This window comes from Citrobacter amalonaticus (assembly GCF_037053465.1).
Lineage (GTDB): Bacteria > Pseudomonadota > Gammaproteobacteria > Enterobacterales > Enterobacteriaceae > Citrobacter_A > Citrobacter_A amalonaticus_H.
Genome location: NZ_JBALIF010000002.1, coordinates 102,279 through 117,477 on the forward strand (window position 1 = coordinate 102,279; position 15,199 = coordinate 117,477).

Below are 15,199 nucleotides of genomic sequence, written 5' to 3' on the forward strand. Positions count from 1 at the left end.
TACCCGCTGTCATTCCATTGCAACGGGGGTACTGCAAATTCGGTCGCACTTAAGCGAGTGCCAGTTTTTGGCGCGCGTATTGTAGCGCTTTTTCAATCACTTGCTCAATGCTTAATCGTGTTGAATCTAAAACTAAAGCATCAGCAGCGGGAACTAATGGCGCTACAGCACGGTTTCGGTCGCGATCGTCGCGCTCTTTGATCTCGGCCAAAAGGCGTTCAAAGTTAACACTAAAGCCCTTCTCCTGCAACTGTAGCATACGGCGATGCGCACGCTCTTCTGAGGACGCGTCAAGGAATATTTTAACCGGCGCATCCGGGAAAACGACGGTCCCCATGTCTCGACCATCTGCGATCAGTCCCGGCGCCTCACGGAATGCCCGCTGACGACGCAGAAGCGCTTCACGCACTCGCGGGAAAGCAGCAACCTGAGAAGCGGCATTGGCGACTTCCTGCGTGCGGATTTCCCCACTGACATCTTCCCCTTCCAGGATCACTTCCAGGTTGCCATCCGTTGAGACAAAGCGGACATCAAGATGCGTTGCCAGCGGCACCAGCGCATCTTCTGAGGCGACATCGACATGATGATGTAATGCCGCCAGCGCCAGTACGCGATAAATTGCACCCGAGTCCAGCAGATGCCATTGCAGTGCTTCCGCCATTGCTTTGCACAAGGTGCCTTTTCCTGCACCGCTTGGGCCATCAATGGTAATTACCGGAGCAATTGCCGTCATCTTTTTCTCCTTAAACAGGCGTACTGTTAACGTAAACGCCGCGCATTATACGCGCCAACGGCCACAATCGTTAACGTTGTGTGCAAAAACCGGTTTTGTCTGTAATCAGATGAAGAATAATTGCGCAATTATAGCGGGCTGGAGAGGAACCAGCCCGAAAGATGACAATGTTTTACGTTGTTCAGGCAGGCGTACTGATACGCGCTAACTGCTCGAAATAGTCCGGGAAGGTTTTAGCAGTACATTTCGGATCAAGGATCGTGACCGGCGTGTCAGAGAGCGCCACCAGCGAGAAACACATCGCCATGCGGTGATCGTTATAAGTGCCTATCTCAGCAAACTTGAGCTGTGCCGGTGGCGTGATACGGATAAAATCATGCCCCTCTTCCACTTTGGCGCCTACTTTACGCAGTTCGGTCGCCATCGCAAACAGACGATCGGTCTCTTTCACGCGCCAGTTATAGATGTTACGTAGCGTCGTGGTGCCGTTGGCAAAGAGCGCCGCAGTGGCGATGGTCATCGCTGCATCCGGAATGTGGTTCATGTCCATATCAATGGCATTCAGTTCACCCCGGGTACAGGCAATAAAGTCATCCCCCCAGGTGATTGTCGCGCCCATTTTCTCCAGCACATCGGCAAAGCGAATATCACCCTGCATGCTGTTACGCCCGATCCCGGTCACTTTCACCGTCCCACCTTTAATGGCACCAGCCGCAAGAAAGTAAGATGCAGAGGAGGCATCGCCTTCAACCAGATAGACACCAGGAGAGTGGTACTGCTGACCGCCTTTCACGACAAAACGCTGGTAATTCTGGTTTTCGACTCCGACGCCAAAGGTTTTCATCAGGTTCAGCGTGATATCGATGTACGGTTTCGATACCAGCTCGCCTTTGATGCTAATCACCGTATCCTGGGGTGCCAGCGGAGCCGTCATCAGAAGTGCAGTGAGAAACTGGCTGGAAACGCTACCGTCGACCTCAACCTGTCCCCCGGTAAAACCACCACGCAGACGAAGCGGCGGATAGTTTTCCTGCTCCAGATAGTCGATTTTCGCCCCGCCCTGACGCAACGCATCCACCAGGTGACCAATCGGACGTTCTTTCATACGCGGTTCGCCGGTCAGAACAATGTCGTTCTCACCCAGGCACAGCGCGGCAGCCAGTGGTCGCATCGCCGTTCCGGCATTGCCGAGAAACAGTTCTAAAGCGCCTTCAGCATGCAGCGGACCACCGTTGCCAGAGATCTCACAGCGCGTGCGGTCCGCTGAAAGAGTGTAATGAATCCCCAGCGCGCTCAGGGCGTTAAGCATATGACGAACGTCATCGCTGTCTAACAGGTTCGTCAGAGCGGTGGTGCCGTGTGCCAGTGCCGCCAGTAACAGCGCGCGGTTAGAGACGCTCTTTGAGCCTGGCAGATTAATCGTGCCATCAACTCGTGCGATGGGTTGTAACGTCAGGGATTCCATGAAACTCAACTCTCAAAAGGCAGAAATAAAAACCCCACAGGCTGTGCTGTGGGGATGAACAGAGGCAATAATTAACCGCGACGGCGCTCGAAATCGATCATGAAATCAGCCAGCGCTTTAACCCCTTCCAGCGGCATCGCGTTGTAAATGGACGCGCGCATACCGCCAACAACGCGGTGGCCTTTCAGCGCGTGCAGGCCCGCAGCAAAAGACTCTTCCAGGAAAAGTTTATCCAGCGCGCTGTCTGCCAACTGGAACGGTACGTTCATGCGTGAACGGTTCGCGGTCGCTACATCGTTACGGTAAAAGTCACTTTTATCAATCACGCCGTACAGCAGTTCGGCTTTTTGCTGATTGATTTTATTCATCGCCGCCACACCGCCATTGGCCTTCAGCCACTTAAACACCAGGCCGGAGAGATACCAGGCGAAAGTCGGTGGCGTATTAAACATGGAGTCATTGTCGTTCAGGATGGTGTAATCGAGGATAGACGGGCACGCCACATTGGCTTTACCCAGCAAATCTTCACGCACAATGACGATAGTCAGCCCGGCCGGACCAATGTTCTTTTGCGCACCGGCGTAGATGATGCCATAGCGCGAAACATCTAACGGCGCTGACAGGATGGTAGAGGAAAAATCAGCAGCGACCACCACATCTGAGGCAAAATCAGGCGTTTCATCAATCGCGATCCCGTCAATAGTTTCGTTCGGACAGTAATGCAGATACGCCGCGCCCTCTGAAAGCTGCCACTCGCGCATCGGTTTAACGCCGCGCTTACCATCAAGGGTAACTTTGGCATCAATCACATTCGGGGTGCAATATTTCTTCGCTTCTTTGATCGCGCTGGCGGCCCAGTAACCCGCATCAACGTAGTCGGCCGTTGTTTTGTCGCCGAGAATGTTCAGAGGAATAGCGGAAAACTGGCCGCGACCGCCACCGTGACAAAACAGCACTTTGTAGTTTGAGGGAATATTCAGGAGATCGCGAAAATCCTGCTCCGCTTCTTCTGCGACCTGGATGAATTCTTTGCCGCGGTGACTCACTTCCATGACGGACGTCCCAAGACCGTTCCAGTCACAAAGATCCTTTTGAGCCAGTTTGAGCACGTCTGCCGGTAACATTGCCGGACCTGAACTAAAATTGAAGACCTGAGCCATTTCCCCTCACCACCTTGCGTTGTTATAAACCCATTCTCTTTTCGAACATGAACAGAGAGTGGGTATACGTTATTCCTGTGGATATCGGTTTTATCATTCAGTGACACGCGCCGCAATGGCTAAAACTGACCACGGCAAAAATGAGTGTTCGCTCACACAACAGAATCTCCTGGAGTGAAGGTGAAACACCGATATTTTTGCTGTCAAACGACCCGTTTTGCCCGGCTGGCCTTCGACCATTCTGGATTTTTACAGCGCGGACAAAATTGGCTGTCACCCGCATTCATAGCGATTACTTCACTACAGCGAACACAGGCGTAATCCCCCGCTTCCGGCATAACCCTGAAACGCTGCGTACAGTACGCAGGAAGGATACTGAGCCCCGGCTTCACTTTTTCATTTTCGAAGAAATAGACGCTGATCTGCCCATTGGTTTCAAGAATGGCCAGTCTCACCTGTCCCAGTTGTTCAACTCCGTTAAGGCGCAGCTCCATAAAGAACTCAAACTCGGTCATATTAGCATTACTCAGTTTTGACCACGCCAGTTCGCCATCTTCAATGATGACGACAGGTTTCCCTTCCAGCAAATCCTCCAGCGTTTCGCTGCGCGCCATCAGCCACATCACCAGGCGGTAGAGGATTGCCAGAGAAATAAAAACCACCAGTACCGGCAACATGGGCACATCATCGTAAAAGGCCACATCACCTGCCGCCGATCCCAGCGTCAGGATGATCAGCACTTCAAACAACGACATTTGCCGCACGCCCCGTCGACCGGTCATTTTGAGAAACAGGAAGACCAGAATAAAGGTATACAGACTGCGCAGCGCCACTTCGCCGAGAAACTCCAGGGGCACCTTATCCAGGGCCATACGTTGTAAATCAAACGCTTTCATTTTTATGCTCTTATCCGGAAGACTGCATAAAAGCATAGCCAAAACTTTTATTTACGCCGTGTCCGTGGCGACGATAGCGTCAGTTACATAAAACCCGTATCATTGCGCGCTTTCCGTACGACAAAAGTGATTTTCATGACGCAAACATTTATTCCCGGCAAAGACGCCGCTCTGGAAGATTCCATCGCTCGCTTCCAGCAGAAACTGCTCGATCTCGGATTCCATATTGAAGAAGCCTCGTGGCTGAATCCGGTGCCAAACGTCTGGTCTGTGCACATTCGCGACAAAGAGTGCGCGCTGTGTTTTACCAACGGTAAAGGGGCAACGAAAAAAGCCGCACTCGCTTCTGCGCTGGGCGAATATTTTGAGCGTCTGTCGACGAACTATTTCTTTGCTGATTTCTGGCTGGGGGAAACTATCGCTAACGGTCCGTTCGTTCACTATCCAAACGAAAAATGGTTCCCGTTAACTGAAAATGATGACGTGCCGGACGGCCTGCTGGATGCGCGTCTGCGTGCATTCTACGATCCCGAGAACGAACTGGCCGGCAGCATGCTTATCGATCTGCAATCGGGCAATGAAGAGCGCGGCGTCTGCGGCCTGCCGTTTACCCGCCAGTCGGATAACCAGATTGTCTATATCCCGATGAACATTATTGGCAACCTGTATGTTTCCAATGGCATGTCTGCCGGTAACACGCGTAATGAAGCGCGCGTACAGGGGCTTTCTGAAGTCTTCGAACGCTATGTGAAAAACCGCATTATTGCTGAAAGCATCAGTCTGCCGGAAATCCCGGCTGATGTACTGGCCCGCTACCCGGCAGTTGTGGAATCCATCGCGAAACTGGAAGCAGAAGGCTTCCCGATCTTTGCTTATGACGGTTCGCTGGGCGGTCAGTATCCGGTGATCTGCGTGGTGCTGTTTAACCCGGCCAACGGGACGTGCTTTGCGTCTTTCGGCGCGCACCCTGATTTCGGCGTCGCACTGGAGCGTACCGTAACCGAACTGCTACAGGGGCGTGGTCTTAAAGACCTTGATGTCTTCACACCGCCGACCTTCGACGATGAAGAAGTGGCTGAACATACGAACCTGGAAACTCACTTCATTGACTCCAGCGGTCTGATCTCCTGGGATCTGTTCAAGCAGGATGCCGACTACCCGTTCGTTGACTGGAGTTTCTCCGGCACCACGGAAGAAGAGTTCGCCACCCTGATGGCTATCTTCAATGCCGAAGACAAAGAAGTGTATATCGCCGATTACGAGCACCTCGGGGTCTACGCCTGCCGAATTATCGTTCCCGGCATGTCTGATATTTATCCTGCCGAAGATCTGTGGCTGGCTAACAACAGCATGGGCAGCCATCTGCGGGACACCCTGCTCTCGCTGCCAGACAGTGCGTGGGATAAAGAAGATTATCTTAATCTGATCGAACAACTGGACGAAGAAGGGTTTGATGACTTTACCCGCGTGCGCGAGTTGTTGGGTCTGGCAACCGGTCCGGACAATGGCTGGTACACCCTGCGCATTGGTGAACTGAAGGCGATGCTGGCACTGGCGGGCGGCGACCTGGAACAGGCGTTGATCTGGACCGAATGGACAATGGAGTTCAACGCGTCAATCTTCAGCGCGGAACGTGCCAATTATTATCGCTGCCTGCAAACGCTGCTGCTGCTCTCTCAGGAAGAGGAACGTGAGCCCCTGCAATATCTCAACGCCTTTATACGCATGTATGGCGCAGAAGCCGTTGAAGCGGCAAGCGCTGCGCTGAGCGGCGAAGCGGCATTCTATGGCCTGCAGCCCGTTGACAGCGATCTGAAGGCGTTTGCGTCCCACCAGTCTCTGCTGAAGGCCTATGAGAAATTGCAGCGAGCGAAAACAGCATACTGGTCAAAATAAAGGCAAATAACCTGACCTGAGTAGGCTTAAATAATTGTCTACGCTATATTACGGGGCGCATTAAGTGCCCCGCTTTATTTATTTTTGAAAAGACCAAAACAAATGTAATGGTAAGGTTAAATATTGGTAGTTGACATTACATAAATCAACAATGCTTTGTTACTTTATTTGTTAATTACTCTATATTAATTAACTGGCTAACAGACCCTGGAAGGAAAATCTTCAACACATTTGCTAAAATTTAAAATTTATTTTTATCTTTATAATCAAACAATTACACCGTAATTGCATAAAAACCATGCGCTTTACGGGCCTATAAGCCAGGCGAGATATGATCTGCATCAATTTCTCATCTATAATGCTTTGTTAGTATCTCGTCGCCGACTTAATAAAGAGAGAGTTAGTGTGAAAGCTGACAACCCTTTTGATCTTTTACTTCCTGCCGCAATGGCCAAAGTGGCCGAAGAAGCAGGTGTCTATAAAGCAACGAAACATCCGCTTAAGACTTTCTACCTGGCGATTACTGCCGGTGTGTTCATTTCCATCGCCTTTGTTTTCTATATCACTGCAACGACCGGTACGGGTACGATGCCTTTTGGTATGGCAAAACTGATTGGCGGTATTTGCTTCTCTCTGGGGTTGATTCTTTGCGTAATCTGCGGTGCGGATCTCTTTACATCAACCGTGTTGATTGTGGTTGCCAAAGCCAGCGGTCGCATTACCTGGGGTCAGTTGGCGAAAAACTGGCTCAACGTCTATTTTGGTAACCTGATTGGTTGCCTGCTCTTTGTAGTTCTGATGTGGCTTTCAGGTGAGTACATGGTCGCTAACGGCCAATGGGGACTTAACGTCCTGCAAACCGCCGACCACAAAATGCACCATACTTTTATTGAAGCCGTCTGTCTCGGTATCCTCGCAAACCTGATGGTCTGCCTGGCCGTGTGGATGAGCTACTCAGGCCGTAGCCTGATGGACAAAGCATTTATTATGGTTCTGCCGGTCGCGATGTTTGTCGCCAGCGGTTTTGAGCACAGTATCGCAAACATGTTTATGATCCCTATGGGTATTGTAATCCGTGATTTGGCGACACCGGAATTCTGGAGCGCAGTCGGTTCCACACCGGAGAGTTTTTCTCACCTGACCGTGATGAACTTCATCACTGATAACCTGATTCCGGTTACGATCGGTAACATTATCGGCGGGGGTTTGTTGGTTGGGTTGACATACTGGGTCATTTATCTACGTGGCAACGATCATCATTAATCTCTGATGCCCGCCACACGTAGTAAATAAAAAATCCACTTAAGAAGGTAGGTGTTACATGTCCGAGCTTAATGAAAAGTTAGCCACAGCCTGGGAAGGTTTTACCAAAGGTGACTGGCAGAATGAAGTAAACGTCCGTGACTTCATTCAGAAAAACTACACTCCGTACGAGGGTGACGAGTCCTTCCTGGCTGGCGCGACTGATGCGACCACTGCATTGTGGGACAGCGTAATGGAAGGCGTTAAACAGGAAAACCGTACTCACGCGCCTGTTGACTTTGACACCTCTGTTGCTTCTACCATCACTTCTCACGACGCTGGCTACATCAACAAAGCCCTTGAGAAAATCGTTGGTCTGCAAACTGAAGCGCCGCTGAAACGTGCGATTATCCCGTTCGGCGGTATCAAAATGGTTGAGGGTTCCTGCAAAGCGTATAACCGCGAACTGGACCCAATGCTGAAAAAAATCTTCACTGAATATCGTAAAACCCACAACCAGGGTGTTTTCGATGTTTACACCAAAGACATTCTGAACTGCCGTAAATCCGGTGTTCTGACTGGTCTGCCAGATGCGTATGGCCGTGGCCGTATCATCGGTGACTACCGTCGCGTTGCGCTGTACGGTATCGACTTCCTGATGAAAGACAAATACGCGCAGTTCGTTTCCCTGCAGTCTGACCTGGAAAACGGCGTAAACCTGGAAGCGACTATCCGTCTGCGTGAAGAAATTGCTGAACAGCACCGTGCGCTGGGTCAGATCAAAGAGATGGCCGCAAAATATGGCTGTGATATCTCTGGTCCGGCTACCAACGCTCAGGAAGCTATCCAGTGGACCTACTTCGGTTACCTGGCTGCGGTTAAATCTCAGAACGGCGCAGCAATGTCCTTCGGTCGTGTCTCTACCTTCCTGGATGCATACATCGAACGTGACCTGAAAGCAGGTAAAATCACCGAACAAGACGCTCAGGAAATGATTGACCACCTGGTCATGAAGCTGCGTATGGTTCGCTTCCTGCGTACTCCTGAATATGATGAACTGTTCTCCGGCGACCCGATTTGGGCAACGGAATCTATCGGTGGTATGGGCGTTGATGGACGTACTCTGGTCACCAAAAACAGCTTCCGTTTCCTGAACACCCTGTACACCATGGGGCCGTCTCCGGAGCCGAACATCACCGTTCTGTGGTCTGAAAAACTGCCTCTGAACTTCAAGAAATTCGCCGCTAAAGTGTCCATCGACACCTCTTCTCTGCAGTATGAGAACGATGACCTGATGCGTCCGGACTTCAACAACGACGACTACGCTATCGCGTGCTGCGTAAGCCCAATGGTTGTTGGTAAACAAATGCAGTTCTTCGGTGCGCGTGCAAACCTGGCGAAAACCATGCTGTACGCTATCAACGGCGGCGTTGATGAAAAACTGAAAATGCAGGTGGGTCCGAAATCTGAACCTATCAAAGGCGACGTGCTGAACTATGACGAAGTCATGGAGCGCATGGATCACTTCATGGACTGGCTGGCAAAACAGTATGTCACCGCACTGAACGTGATTCACTACATGCACGACAAGTACAGCTACGAAGCCTCTCTGATGGCGCTGCACGACCGTGACGTTATCCGCACCATGGCGTGTGGTATCGCTGGTCTGTCCGTTGCTGCTGACTCCCTGTCTGCAATCAAATATGCGAAAGTTAAACCGATTCGTGACGAAGACGGTCTGGCTATCGACTTCGAAATCGAAGGCGAATACCCGCAGTTTGGTAACAACGACGCTCGCGTTGATGACATGGCGGTTGACCTGGTTGAACGTTTCATGAAGAAAATTCAGAAACTGAAAACCTATCGTGACGCTATCCCGACTCAGTCTGTTCTGACCATCACCTCTAACGTTGTGTATGGTAAGAAAACCGGTAACACCCCAGATGGTCGTCGTGCTGGCGCGCCGTTCGGACCAGGTGCTAACCCGATGCACGGTCGTGACCAGAAAGGTGCTGTTGCCTCTCTGACCTCCGTTGCAAAACTGCCGTTTGCTTACGCGAAAGATGGTATTTCTTATACCTTCTCTATCGTGCCAAACGCACTGGGTAAAGACGACGAAGTTCGTAAAACCAACCTGGCAGGCCTGATGGATGGTTACTTCCATCACGAAGCGTCCATCGAAGGTGGTCAGCACCTGAACGTGAACGTTATGAACCGTGAAATGTTGCTGGACGCGATGGAACATCCGGAAAAATATCCGCAGTTGACCATCCGTGTATCCGGTTACGCAGTACGTTTTAACTCCCTGACGAAAGAACAGCAGCAGGACGTTATCACCCGTACCTTCACTCAGACCATGTAATGGTTTTTGACTGAAATCACGCGTTAAAAGGCGTACAATAAAGGCTCCACGTCAGTGGGGCCTTTTTAACAGGTCGTTTCCCAACATAGCCTGTTTTGTCAGCTATCTATACTGAGTGGATATCCGCCAAAACAGACTCGACACAGCCAGTGAGCTGTGCACCAACACGGCCCCGGATGGGCCACATCTGGAGAAACACCGCAATGTCAGTTATTGGTCGCATTCACTCCTTTGAATCCTGTGGTACGGTTGACGGCCCGGGCATCCGCTTCATTACCTTCTTCCAGGGCTGCCTGATGCGCTGCCTGTATTGCCATAACCGCGACACGTGGGATACGCATGGCGGTAAAGAAGTCACCGTTGAAGAACTGATGAAAGAGGTGGTGACCTATCGCCACTTTATGAATGCTTCTGGCGGCGGCGTTACGGCATCCGGCGGTGAAGCCATTCTGCAGGCAGAGTTTGTGCGTGACTGGTTCCGCGCCTGTAAGAAGGAAGGTATCCATACCTGCCTGGATACCAATGGTTTTGTCCGTCGTTACGATCCGGTGATTGATGAATTGCTGGAAGTCACCGATCTGGTAATGCTCGACCTCAAACAGATGAACGATGAAATCCACCAGAACCTGGTGGGTGTATCCAACCATCGTACGCTGGAGTTTGCGCGCTATCTGTCAAACAAAAACATCAACGTCTGGATCCGTTATGTTGTCGTGCCTGGCTGGTCTGACGATGACGATTCGGCACATCGTCTGGGTGAATTTACGCGAGATATGGGCAACGTGGAGAAAATCGAGCTTCTGCCCTATCACGAGCTGGGTAAACACAAATGGGTAGCGATGGGTGAAGAATATAAACTTGATGGCGTCCATCCACCGAAGAAAGAGACCATGGAACGCGTGAAGGGTATTCTTGAGCAGTATGGCCACAAAGTGATGTACTGATATACCCGAAAATGACTCATGGACAGATTTTTGCGATATGGAATTTCGCTCTTCTTTTTACACTCTACTTTACTTCGGTCCGGGCTAACGCAGGACCGAAGCTCCGTTACTTTTACAACGGTGACGATACCGCAGATACGATCGCGTTCTGTTTTTTATCTTGATAATGCGCTACTCACCCGGCGCTAAAAGTATATCGTTCTGAAAACTGGCGCCGTTTGAATAGAGGTTTTACGACATAAAATACTCAGACAGCTTATTCGCTACGCTCTCGATCGAGAAGATACTCTTCTGATGTGCTTTGCGACACTCCGCATAGCGCTCATCTTGTACCTCAAGCGCATTAAGTAATTTGTCCGCTACCATCATTGCACCTGCGATTTCAGCGAACCCATATTCCCCTTCCCCCTTTAGCGCCACAGCGGCCTGTAAATTCCAGTCTGAAAGACGCCCCAAAGGTGCGAAGGTTCCTCGTGTGAGCGAAAGAATTTTCACTCCCTGCTGTTTTGCCAGTGCCAGCGCCTGCATCATATCTGCCGATGTCTGTTCAGTGTGAACCACAATGATCCCCTGATTTTGTGGCTCAACCATGATGGAAGACGTTGTAAGGTAAAAACGCTCAACAAAACTCGCTGCCTTCCCCATTTTAATCAGGTTCATCTGCAAGAAAAGCGCTACCGGTACTGCCGTACCGACTGCATAAATAGCGACGTTATTCACCTGGTTGAGCCAGGCTGCCGCGGACTGTAACTCCTGGGTATTAATAATGGCATGACTGTCGCGAATGCTTGCTACAACGGCAGAGATCTCCTCATGCCCCTGTTCTTCAGGACGGGCTGCCCCTTGCTCCAGAGCAAGTGCAGTTCTGAAATCAGAGAAACCTTTAAATCCAAATGCCCGGCAAAAGCGCGTGATACTTCCCTCGCTGGTTTCGATCGAATCCGCCAACTCAGTAATTGTGTGCCGCATCACAAAGTCAGGATTTTCCGCCACAAAACGGCCTACTTTTTCCAGAATGGGGCTGAGTTCACTTGCCTCATTCCTGATATTTATCAGCAAGTTAGTATTAATATGACTCATTTTTCGCCTTTTTGCTCAAAATGCAAACACAATCACATCTTTCTCTTCCTGCAGGGATAATAATTTTTTTCATACACACATAAAAGAAAAATAATTATTTTTACAATGCAGGAGAAAAAAAATGAAAGGTCTTATTGTCTGTCGCACTGGCATGGGCAGCTCCTTAATGCTCAAAATCAAAGCGCAGAAAATCATCGATAAACATGGCTGGGATGTCGAACTCGAACACGATGTTTTATCGGGCCTCGCCACCTGGCAAGGGATCGATTTTGTTATCACCATGCGCGATCTCACCGATGAAATCGAAGCCGCCGGATTCAAAGCTATCGGTATAACCGACTTGATGAACAGCGAAGAAATGGAAACCGCTCTCACCAGCGTCATTCAGGGCAACTAACCTCTCCCGGAGGCAATATGGATCTCCTCAGGTTTATTGTATTCGACATTCTGGGTGTAACCCCACTTTTAGTTGGATTTATTGCATTAATCGGTCTGCTAATCCAGCGCAAACCGATTGAAAAAGTGTTATCCGGCACCTTTAAAACCATTGTTGGCTTTCTGGTCTTTGCGGGTGGCGCAGGGCTTGCTGTCACCTCTCTGGGTAATTTCCAGACGCTATTTAGTGATGGATTCGGACTTAAAGGGGTAATGCCGCTGGCGGAAGCACTAACCGGTCTGGCTCAGACCAAATTTGCCATGTGCGTATCTCTGATTATGGTTATTGGTTTCGGCTGGAACCTGTTATTTGCCCGCATAACGCCGTTCAAGTACATTTTTTTGACCGGGCAACATAACCTTTATCTCTCCGCTTTACTCACCGTCACATTGAAAGCGCTGGGTTATAGTGATGGCATTACGATTATCGTCGGCTCTGTGTTGCTGGGACTTGCAGCCTGTATTTATCCGGCTATCGCCCAACCCTGGATGCGAAAGATCACCGGCAATGATGAAATTGCTATGGGTCACTACGTCACGCTGGCTTATGCTGCCTCTGGCTGGATCGGCTCAAAGGTTGGGGATCCTAAAGAGTCAACGGAGAAACTGAACCTGCCTGGATGGCTGGGTATTTTTAAAGACTATATTGTCTCGGTCTCTATTTCAGTCAGTATTTTCTATTACATTGCCGCGCTGGCAGCCGGGAAAGCGACAGTCACGGCCGTGGCAGGCGGCATGCACTGGCTGGTCTATCCGCTATTCCAGTCGCTGACGTTTACCGCTTCACTCTACATCATCATTACCGGGGTGCGTTTGCTGCTTTCAGAAATCGTCCCGGCATTTTTGGGGATTTCGGAGAAGTTCATTCCCAACGCCAAACCAGCACTCGATTGCCCGGTCGTCTTTCCCTATGCACCAACGGCAACAGTGCTTGGATTTATCTCCTCGTTTGTCGGCGGACTGGTCGTAATGGGCGTACTTGCTCTGATTGGGCAAACGGTAATTATTCCAGTCGCCATCCCCTACTTCTTCATTGGCGCAACTGCAGCCGTATTCGGTAACGCCTCTGGCGGTTGGAAAGGTGCTGTAGCGGGTAGTTTTATTACCGGCATTCTCATCGGCGTCGGACCTGCACTTATTTATCCCATCATGGAGTCCGTCGGCCTTTCCGGCACCAGCTTCCCGGAGACCGACTTTGTTGCACTGGGTCTCGTGGTGTACTACATCGGCAAAATGCTGCCCTGATAAGGAGTCAACATGAATATTGATGAACTGAAATCTCATGCGCGCGCAGCCCGCCGCGATATTGTCACCATGATTTACGAATCAGGTATTGGCCATCCCGGCGGCGCACTCTCCATTATTGATATTCTGACCTGGATTTATCATCAGGAGGTCAATCTGAATGCGTTTCCCCGTACACGGGTGGTGATGAGTAAAGGCCATGCTGTCGCCGCTCAGTACGCCTTGTTGTACCAGTTGGGGAAAATCGCACGCAGCGAATTTAATACCTTTCGCCAGATCAACTCGCGTCTACAAGGCCATCCAAGCGTGAAGGCGCTTCCTGATGTAGATGCCACAACCGGACTGCTGGGTCAGGGGCTTTCGGTAGCTCTCGGGATGGCTGCCGCAAAAAAACGTGCACTGGATCCTCATCGTGTTTTCGCCATCATCGGTGATGGCGAAATGCATGAAGGCCAGATTTGGGAGTCTCTGCAACAGGCTGGCCATATGCGGATGGATAACCTGGTCGCGATCATCGATTACAACGGCTTTTCCTCACACGATCCGGTCAATGAGGTCATCAACCTTGAACCGCTTGCCGACAAAATCCGTAATTTTGGCTGGCACGTACTGGGGCTGCAAAATGGTAATGACATGCACCAGGTTGCCGACACACTGATGCTCTCGCGTCATCTGAAAGGTAAGCCGGTCGCGATTATTGCCCATACCACGAAAGGTAGCGGTGTGAGCTATATGGAAAATAATGGGGACTGGCATTCTAAAACCCCAAGCGCGGAGCAATATCAGCAGGCAATGGAGGAATTACAGTCATGAGAGCACCACGCGATGAAATTGGCAATGCCCTACTAGCTCTGAAGGCGAAAGGCTATCCTGTTGTCGTTATCGACAGCGATCTGGCAAGTTCCACTCGTACCGATCAATTTCAAAAAGCCTGGCCCGAATCGTTCTTTGAAATGGGTATTGCTGAAGGTTCCGCGATGAGCTTCGCCACAGGCCAGGCGCTGGAAGGAAATATCCCGTTCTACGTCAACTTCGCGATATTCGTCACTGGTACAGCCTGGACACAGCTACGACAGGCCTGTTATGCAAAAGCGAACATTAAACTGGTCGGTAGTCACCCCGGTATGGATGACGGCCCGGATGGTGCTTCGCATCATGCGTTGGAAGATCTGGCCCTGACCCGCGTGTTGCCTGGAATCACAATCCTGACTCCTGCTGATGCAGAGGAAATTGAAGCCGCATTTGAACAGGCAGTTAATATTCCTGGTCCTGTCTACATCCGGGTTGCCAGAGAACCGATGCCTGTGCGCGATAAATCTGTCGTTCCTCGCATATCCGATATCGACGCGGTAGAGAACGCAGGCGATGATTTCGCCATTCTTTATGAAGGAACAGTTCTGGAACAGGCAAGTACGGGGTACGCACAACTAAGCGCACAGGGAAAACAGGGCAAGTTGATTCACGTCGCAACGTTAAAACCGTTTAATCGCCAGCGCTTTTTACAGCTGATTACCGACTGCCCATTGATCGCAACGATTGAAAATCACACGATTAATGGTGGGCTAGGCGGCCAGGTGGCTGAAGTGATAGCGGAAGAAGGATTGAGCACTAAGTTAATCCGCCTGGGAACACAAGATACATTCACAGAATCCGGCAATAGTCGCCAGTTGAAAGACAAATATGGGATTTCAGCGGCCGCACTTTGTGAGGCTCTGAAATAGTTCAGGTTGGCAGGCCGTTT

The 15,199-nt window shown here is 50.5% G+C and carries 13 protein-coding genes; 8 read left to right on the forward strand and 5 right to left on the reverse strand.

Going from position 1 to position 15,199, the window contains the following annotated elements:
• Positions 1–49 precede the first annotated feature (49 nt).
• The 4 genes from cmk to WB371_RS03315 all read right to left on the reverse strand — a co-directional run bounded on the left by cmk (position 50) and on the right by WB371_RS03315 (position 4,254).
• On the reverse strand, positions 50–733 hold the full coding sequence (cmk, locus tag WB371_RS03300) for a (d)CMP kinase (RefSeq protein WP_042320210.1): 684 nt from the start codon (positions 731–733) through the stop codon (positions 50–52).
• Positions 734–914: 181 nt separating this feature from the next.
• Complete coding sequence (gene aroA / locus WB371_RS03305; RefSeq protein ID WP_336218705.1) at positions 915–2,198, reverse strand: 3-phosphoshikimate 1-carboxyvinyltransferase; 1,284 nt, start codon at positions 2,196–2,198, stop codon at positions 915–917.
• Between the two features lie 71 nt (positions 2,199–2,269).
• Positions 2,270–3,358, reverse strand: a complete 1,089-nt coding sequence (gene serC, locus WB371_RS03310) for a 3-phosphoserine/phosphohydroxythreonine transaminase (RefSeq protein ID WP_336218706.1) — start codon at positions 3,356–3,358, stop codon at positions 2,270–2,272.
• A gap of 203 nt (positions 3,359–3,561) precedes the next feature.
• Positions 3,562–4,254 (reverse strand): DUF421 domain-containing protein, encoded by a 693-nt coding sequence (locus tag WB371_RS03315; RefSeq protein ID WP_336218707.1) that lies wholly within the window; start codon positions 4,252–4,254, stop codon positions 3,562–3,564.
• A gap of 135 nt (positions 4,255–4,389) precedes the next feature.
• Between WB371_RS03315 and ycaO the strand changes: the two genes are divergently transcribed.
• The 4 genes from ycaO (at position 4,390) to pflA (ending at position 10,698) form a co-directional block, all read left to right on the forward strand.
• Positions 4,390–6,150: a 30S ribosomal protein S12 methylthiotransferase accessory factor YcaO gene (gene ycaO / locus WB371_RS03320; RefSeq protein ID WP_336218708.1), complete on the forward strand. Its 1,761-nt coding sequence runs from the start codon at positions 4,390–4,392 to the stop codon at positions 6,148–6,150.
• Between the two features lie 405 nt (positions 6,151–6,555).
• The gene (focA, locus tag WB371_RS03325) at positions 6,556–7,413 is read left to right on the forward strand and encodes a formate transporter FocA (protein ID WP_336218709.1); all 858 of its coding nucleotides are present in this window, start codon (positions 6,556–6,558) and stop codon (positions 7,411–7,413) included.
• 58 nt (positions 7,414–7,471) lie between these two features.
• On the forward strand, positions 7,472–9,754 hold the full coding sequence (gene pflB, locus WB371_RS03330; protein ID WP_043001198.1) for a formate C-acetyltransferase: 2,283 nt from the start codon (positions 7,472–7,474) through the stop codon (positions 9,752–9,754).
• Positions 9,755–9,957: 203 nt separating this feature from the next.
• On the forward strand, positions 9,958–10,698 hold the full coding sequence (gene pflA / locus WB371_RS03335) for a pyruvate formate lyase 1-activating protein (RefSeq protein WP_336218710.1): 741 nt from the start codon (positions 9,958–9,960) through the stop codon (positions 10,696–10,698).
• A gap of 231 nt (positions 10,699–10,929) precedes the next feature.
• On the opposite strand, the gene WB371_RS03340 is transcribed toward pflA, so the two are convergent.
• The gene (locus WB371_RS03340; protein WP_336218711.1) at positions 10,930–11,778 is read right to left on the reverse strand and encodes a MurR/RpiR family transcriptional regulator; all 849 of its coding nucleotides are present in this window, start codon (positions 11,776–11,778) and stop codon (positions 10,930–10,932) included.
• A 121-nt stretch (positions 11,779–11,899) separates the two neighbouring features.
• Between WB371_RS03340 and WB371_RS03345 the strand changes: the two genes are divergently transcribed.
• The 4 genes from WB371_RS03345 to WB371_RS03360 are packed head-to-tail and all read left to right on the forward strand — an operon-like array spanning position 11,900 to position 15,179.
• Positions 11,900–12,175 carry a PTS sugar transporter subunit IIB gene (locus WB371_RS03345; RefSeq protein WP_336218712.1) on the forward strand — a complete coding sequence of 92 codons (276 nt, stop codon included), beginning with the start codon at positions 11,900–11,902 and terminating at the stop codon, positions 12,173–12,175.
• Positions 12,176–12,192: 17 nt separating this feature from the next.
• Positions 12,193–13,458, forward strand: a complete 1,266-nt coding sequence (locus tag WB371_RS03350; protein WP_336218713.1) for a PTS ascorbate transporter subunit IIC — start codon at positions 12,193–12,195, stop codon at positions 13,456–13,458.
• Positions 13,459–13,470: 12 nt separating this feature from the next.
• Positions 13,471–14,271, forward strand: coding sequence for a transketolase (locus WB371_RS03355; RefSeq protein ID WP_336218714.1), 801 nt, complete (start codon positions 13,471–13,473; stop codon positions 14,269–14,271).
• On the forward strand, positions 14,268–15,179 hold the full coding sequence (locus WB371_RS03360) for a transketolase family protein (protein ID WP_336218715.1): 912 nt from the start codon (positions 14,268–14,270) through the stop codon (positions 15,177–15,179). The genes WB371_RS03355 and WB371_RS03360 overlap by 4 nt, the downstream gene beginning before the upstream one ends.
• Positions 15,180–15,199 lie beyond the last annotated feature (20 nt).

Coding starts and splice junctions, on each gene's coding strand:
- cmk (WP_042320210.1), bottom strand. CDS start 733: ATGACGGCAATTGCTCCGGTAATTACCATTGATGGCCCAAGCGGTGCA.
- aroA (WP_336218705.1), bottom strand. CDS start 2,198: ATGGAATCCCTGACGTTACAACCCATCGCACGAGTTGATGGCACGATT.
- serC (WP_336218706.1), bottom strand. CDS start 3,358: ATGGCTCAGGTCTTCAATTTTAGTTCAGGTCCGGCAATGTTACCGGCA.
- WB371_RS03315 (WP_336218707.1), bottom strand. CDS start 4,254: ATGAAAGCGTTTGATTTACAACGTATGGCCCTGGATAAGGTGCCCCTG.
- ycaO (WP_336218708.1), top strand. CDS start 4,390: ATGACGCAAACATTTATTCCCGGCAAAGACGCCGCTCTGGAAGATTCC.
- pflB (WP_043001198.1), top strand. CDS start 7,472: ATGTCCGAGCTTAATGAAAAGTTAGCCACAGCCTGGGAAGGTTTTACC.
- pflA (WP_336218710.1), top strand. CDS start 9,958: ATGTCAGTTATTGGTCGCATTCACTCCTTTGAATCCTGTGGTACGGTT.
- WB371_RS03340 (WP_336218711.1), bottom strand. CDS start 11,778: ATGAGTCATATTAATACTAACTTGCTGATAAATATCAGGAATGAGGCA.
- WB371_RS03345 (WP_336218712.1), top strand. CDS start 11,900: ATGAAAGGTCTTATTGTCTGTCGCACTGGCATGGGCAGCTCCTTAATG.
- WB371_RS03350 (WP_336218713.1), top strand. CDS start 12,193: ATGGATCTCCTCAGGTTTATTGTATTCGACATTCTGGGTGTAACCCCA.
- WB371_RS03355 (WP_336218714.1), top strand. CDS start 13,471: ATGAATATTGATGAACTGAAATCTCATGCGCGCGCAGCCCGCCGCGAT.
- WB371_RS03360 (WP_336218715.1), top strand. CDS start 14,268: ATGAGAGCACCACGCGATGAAATTGGCAATGCCCTACTAGCTCTGAAG.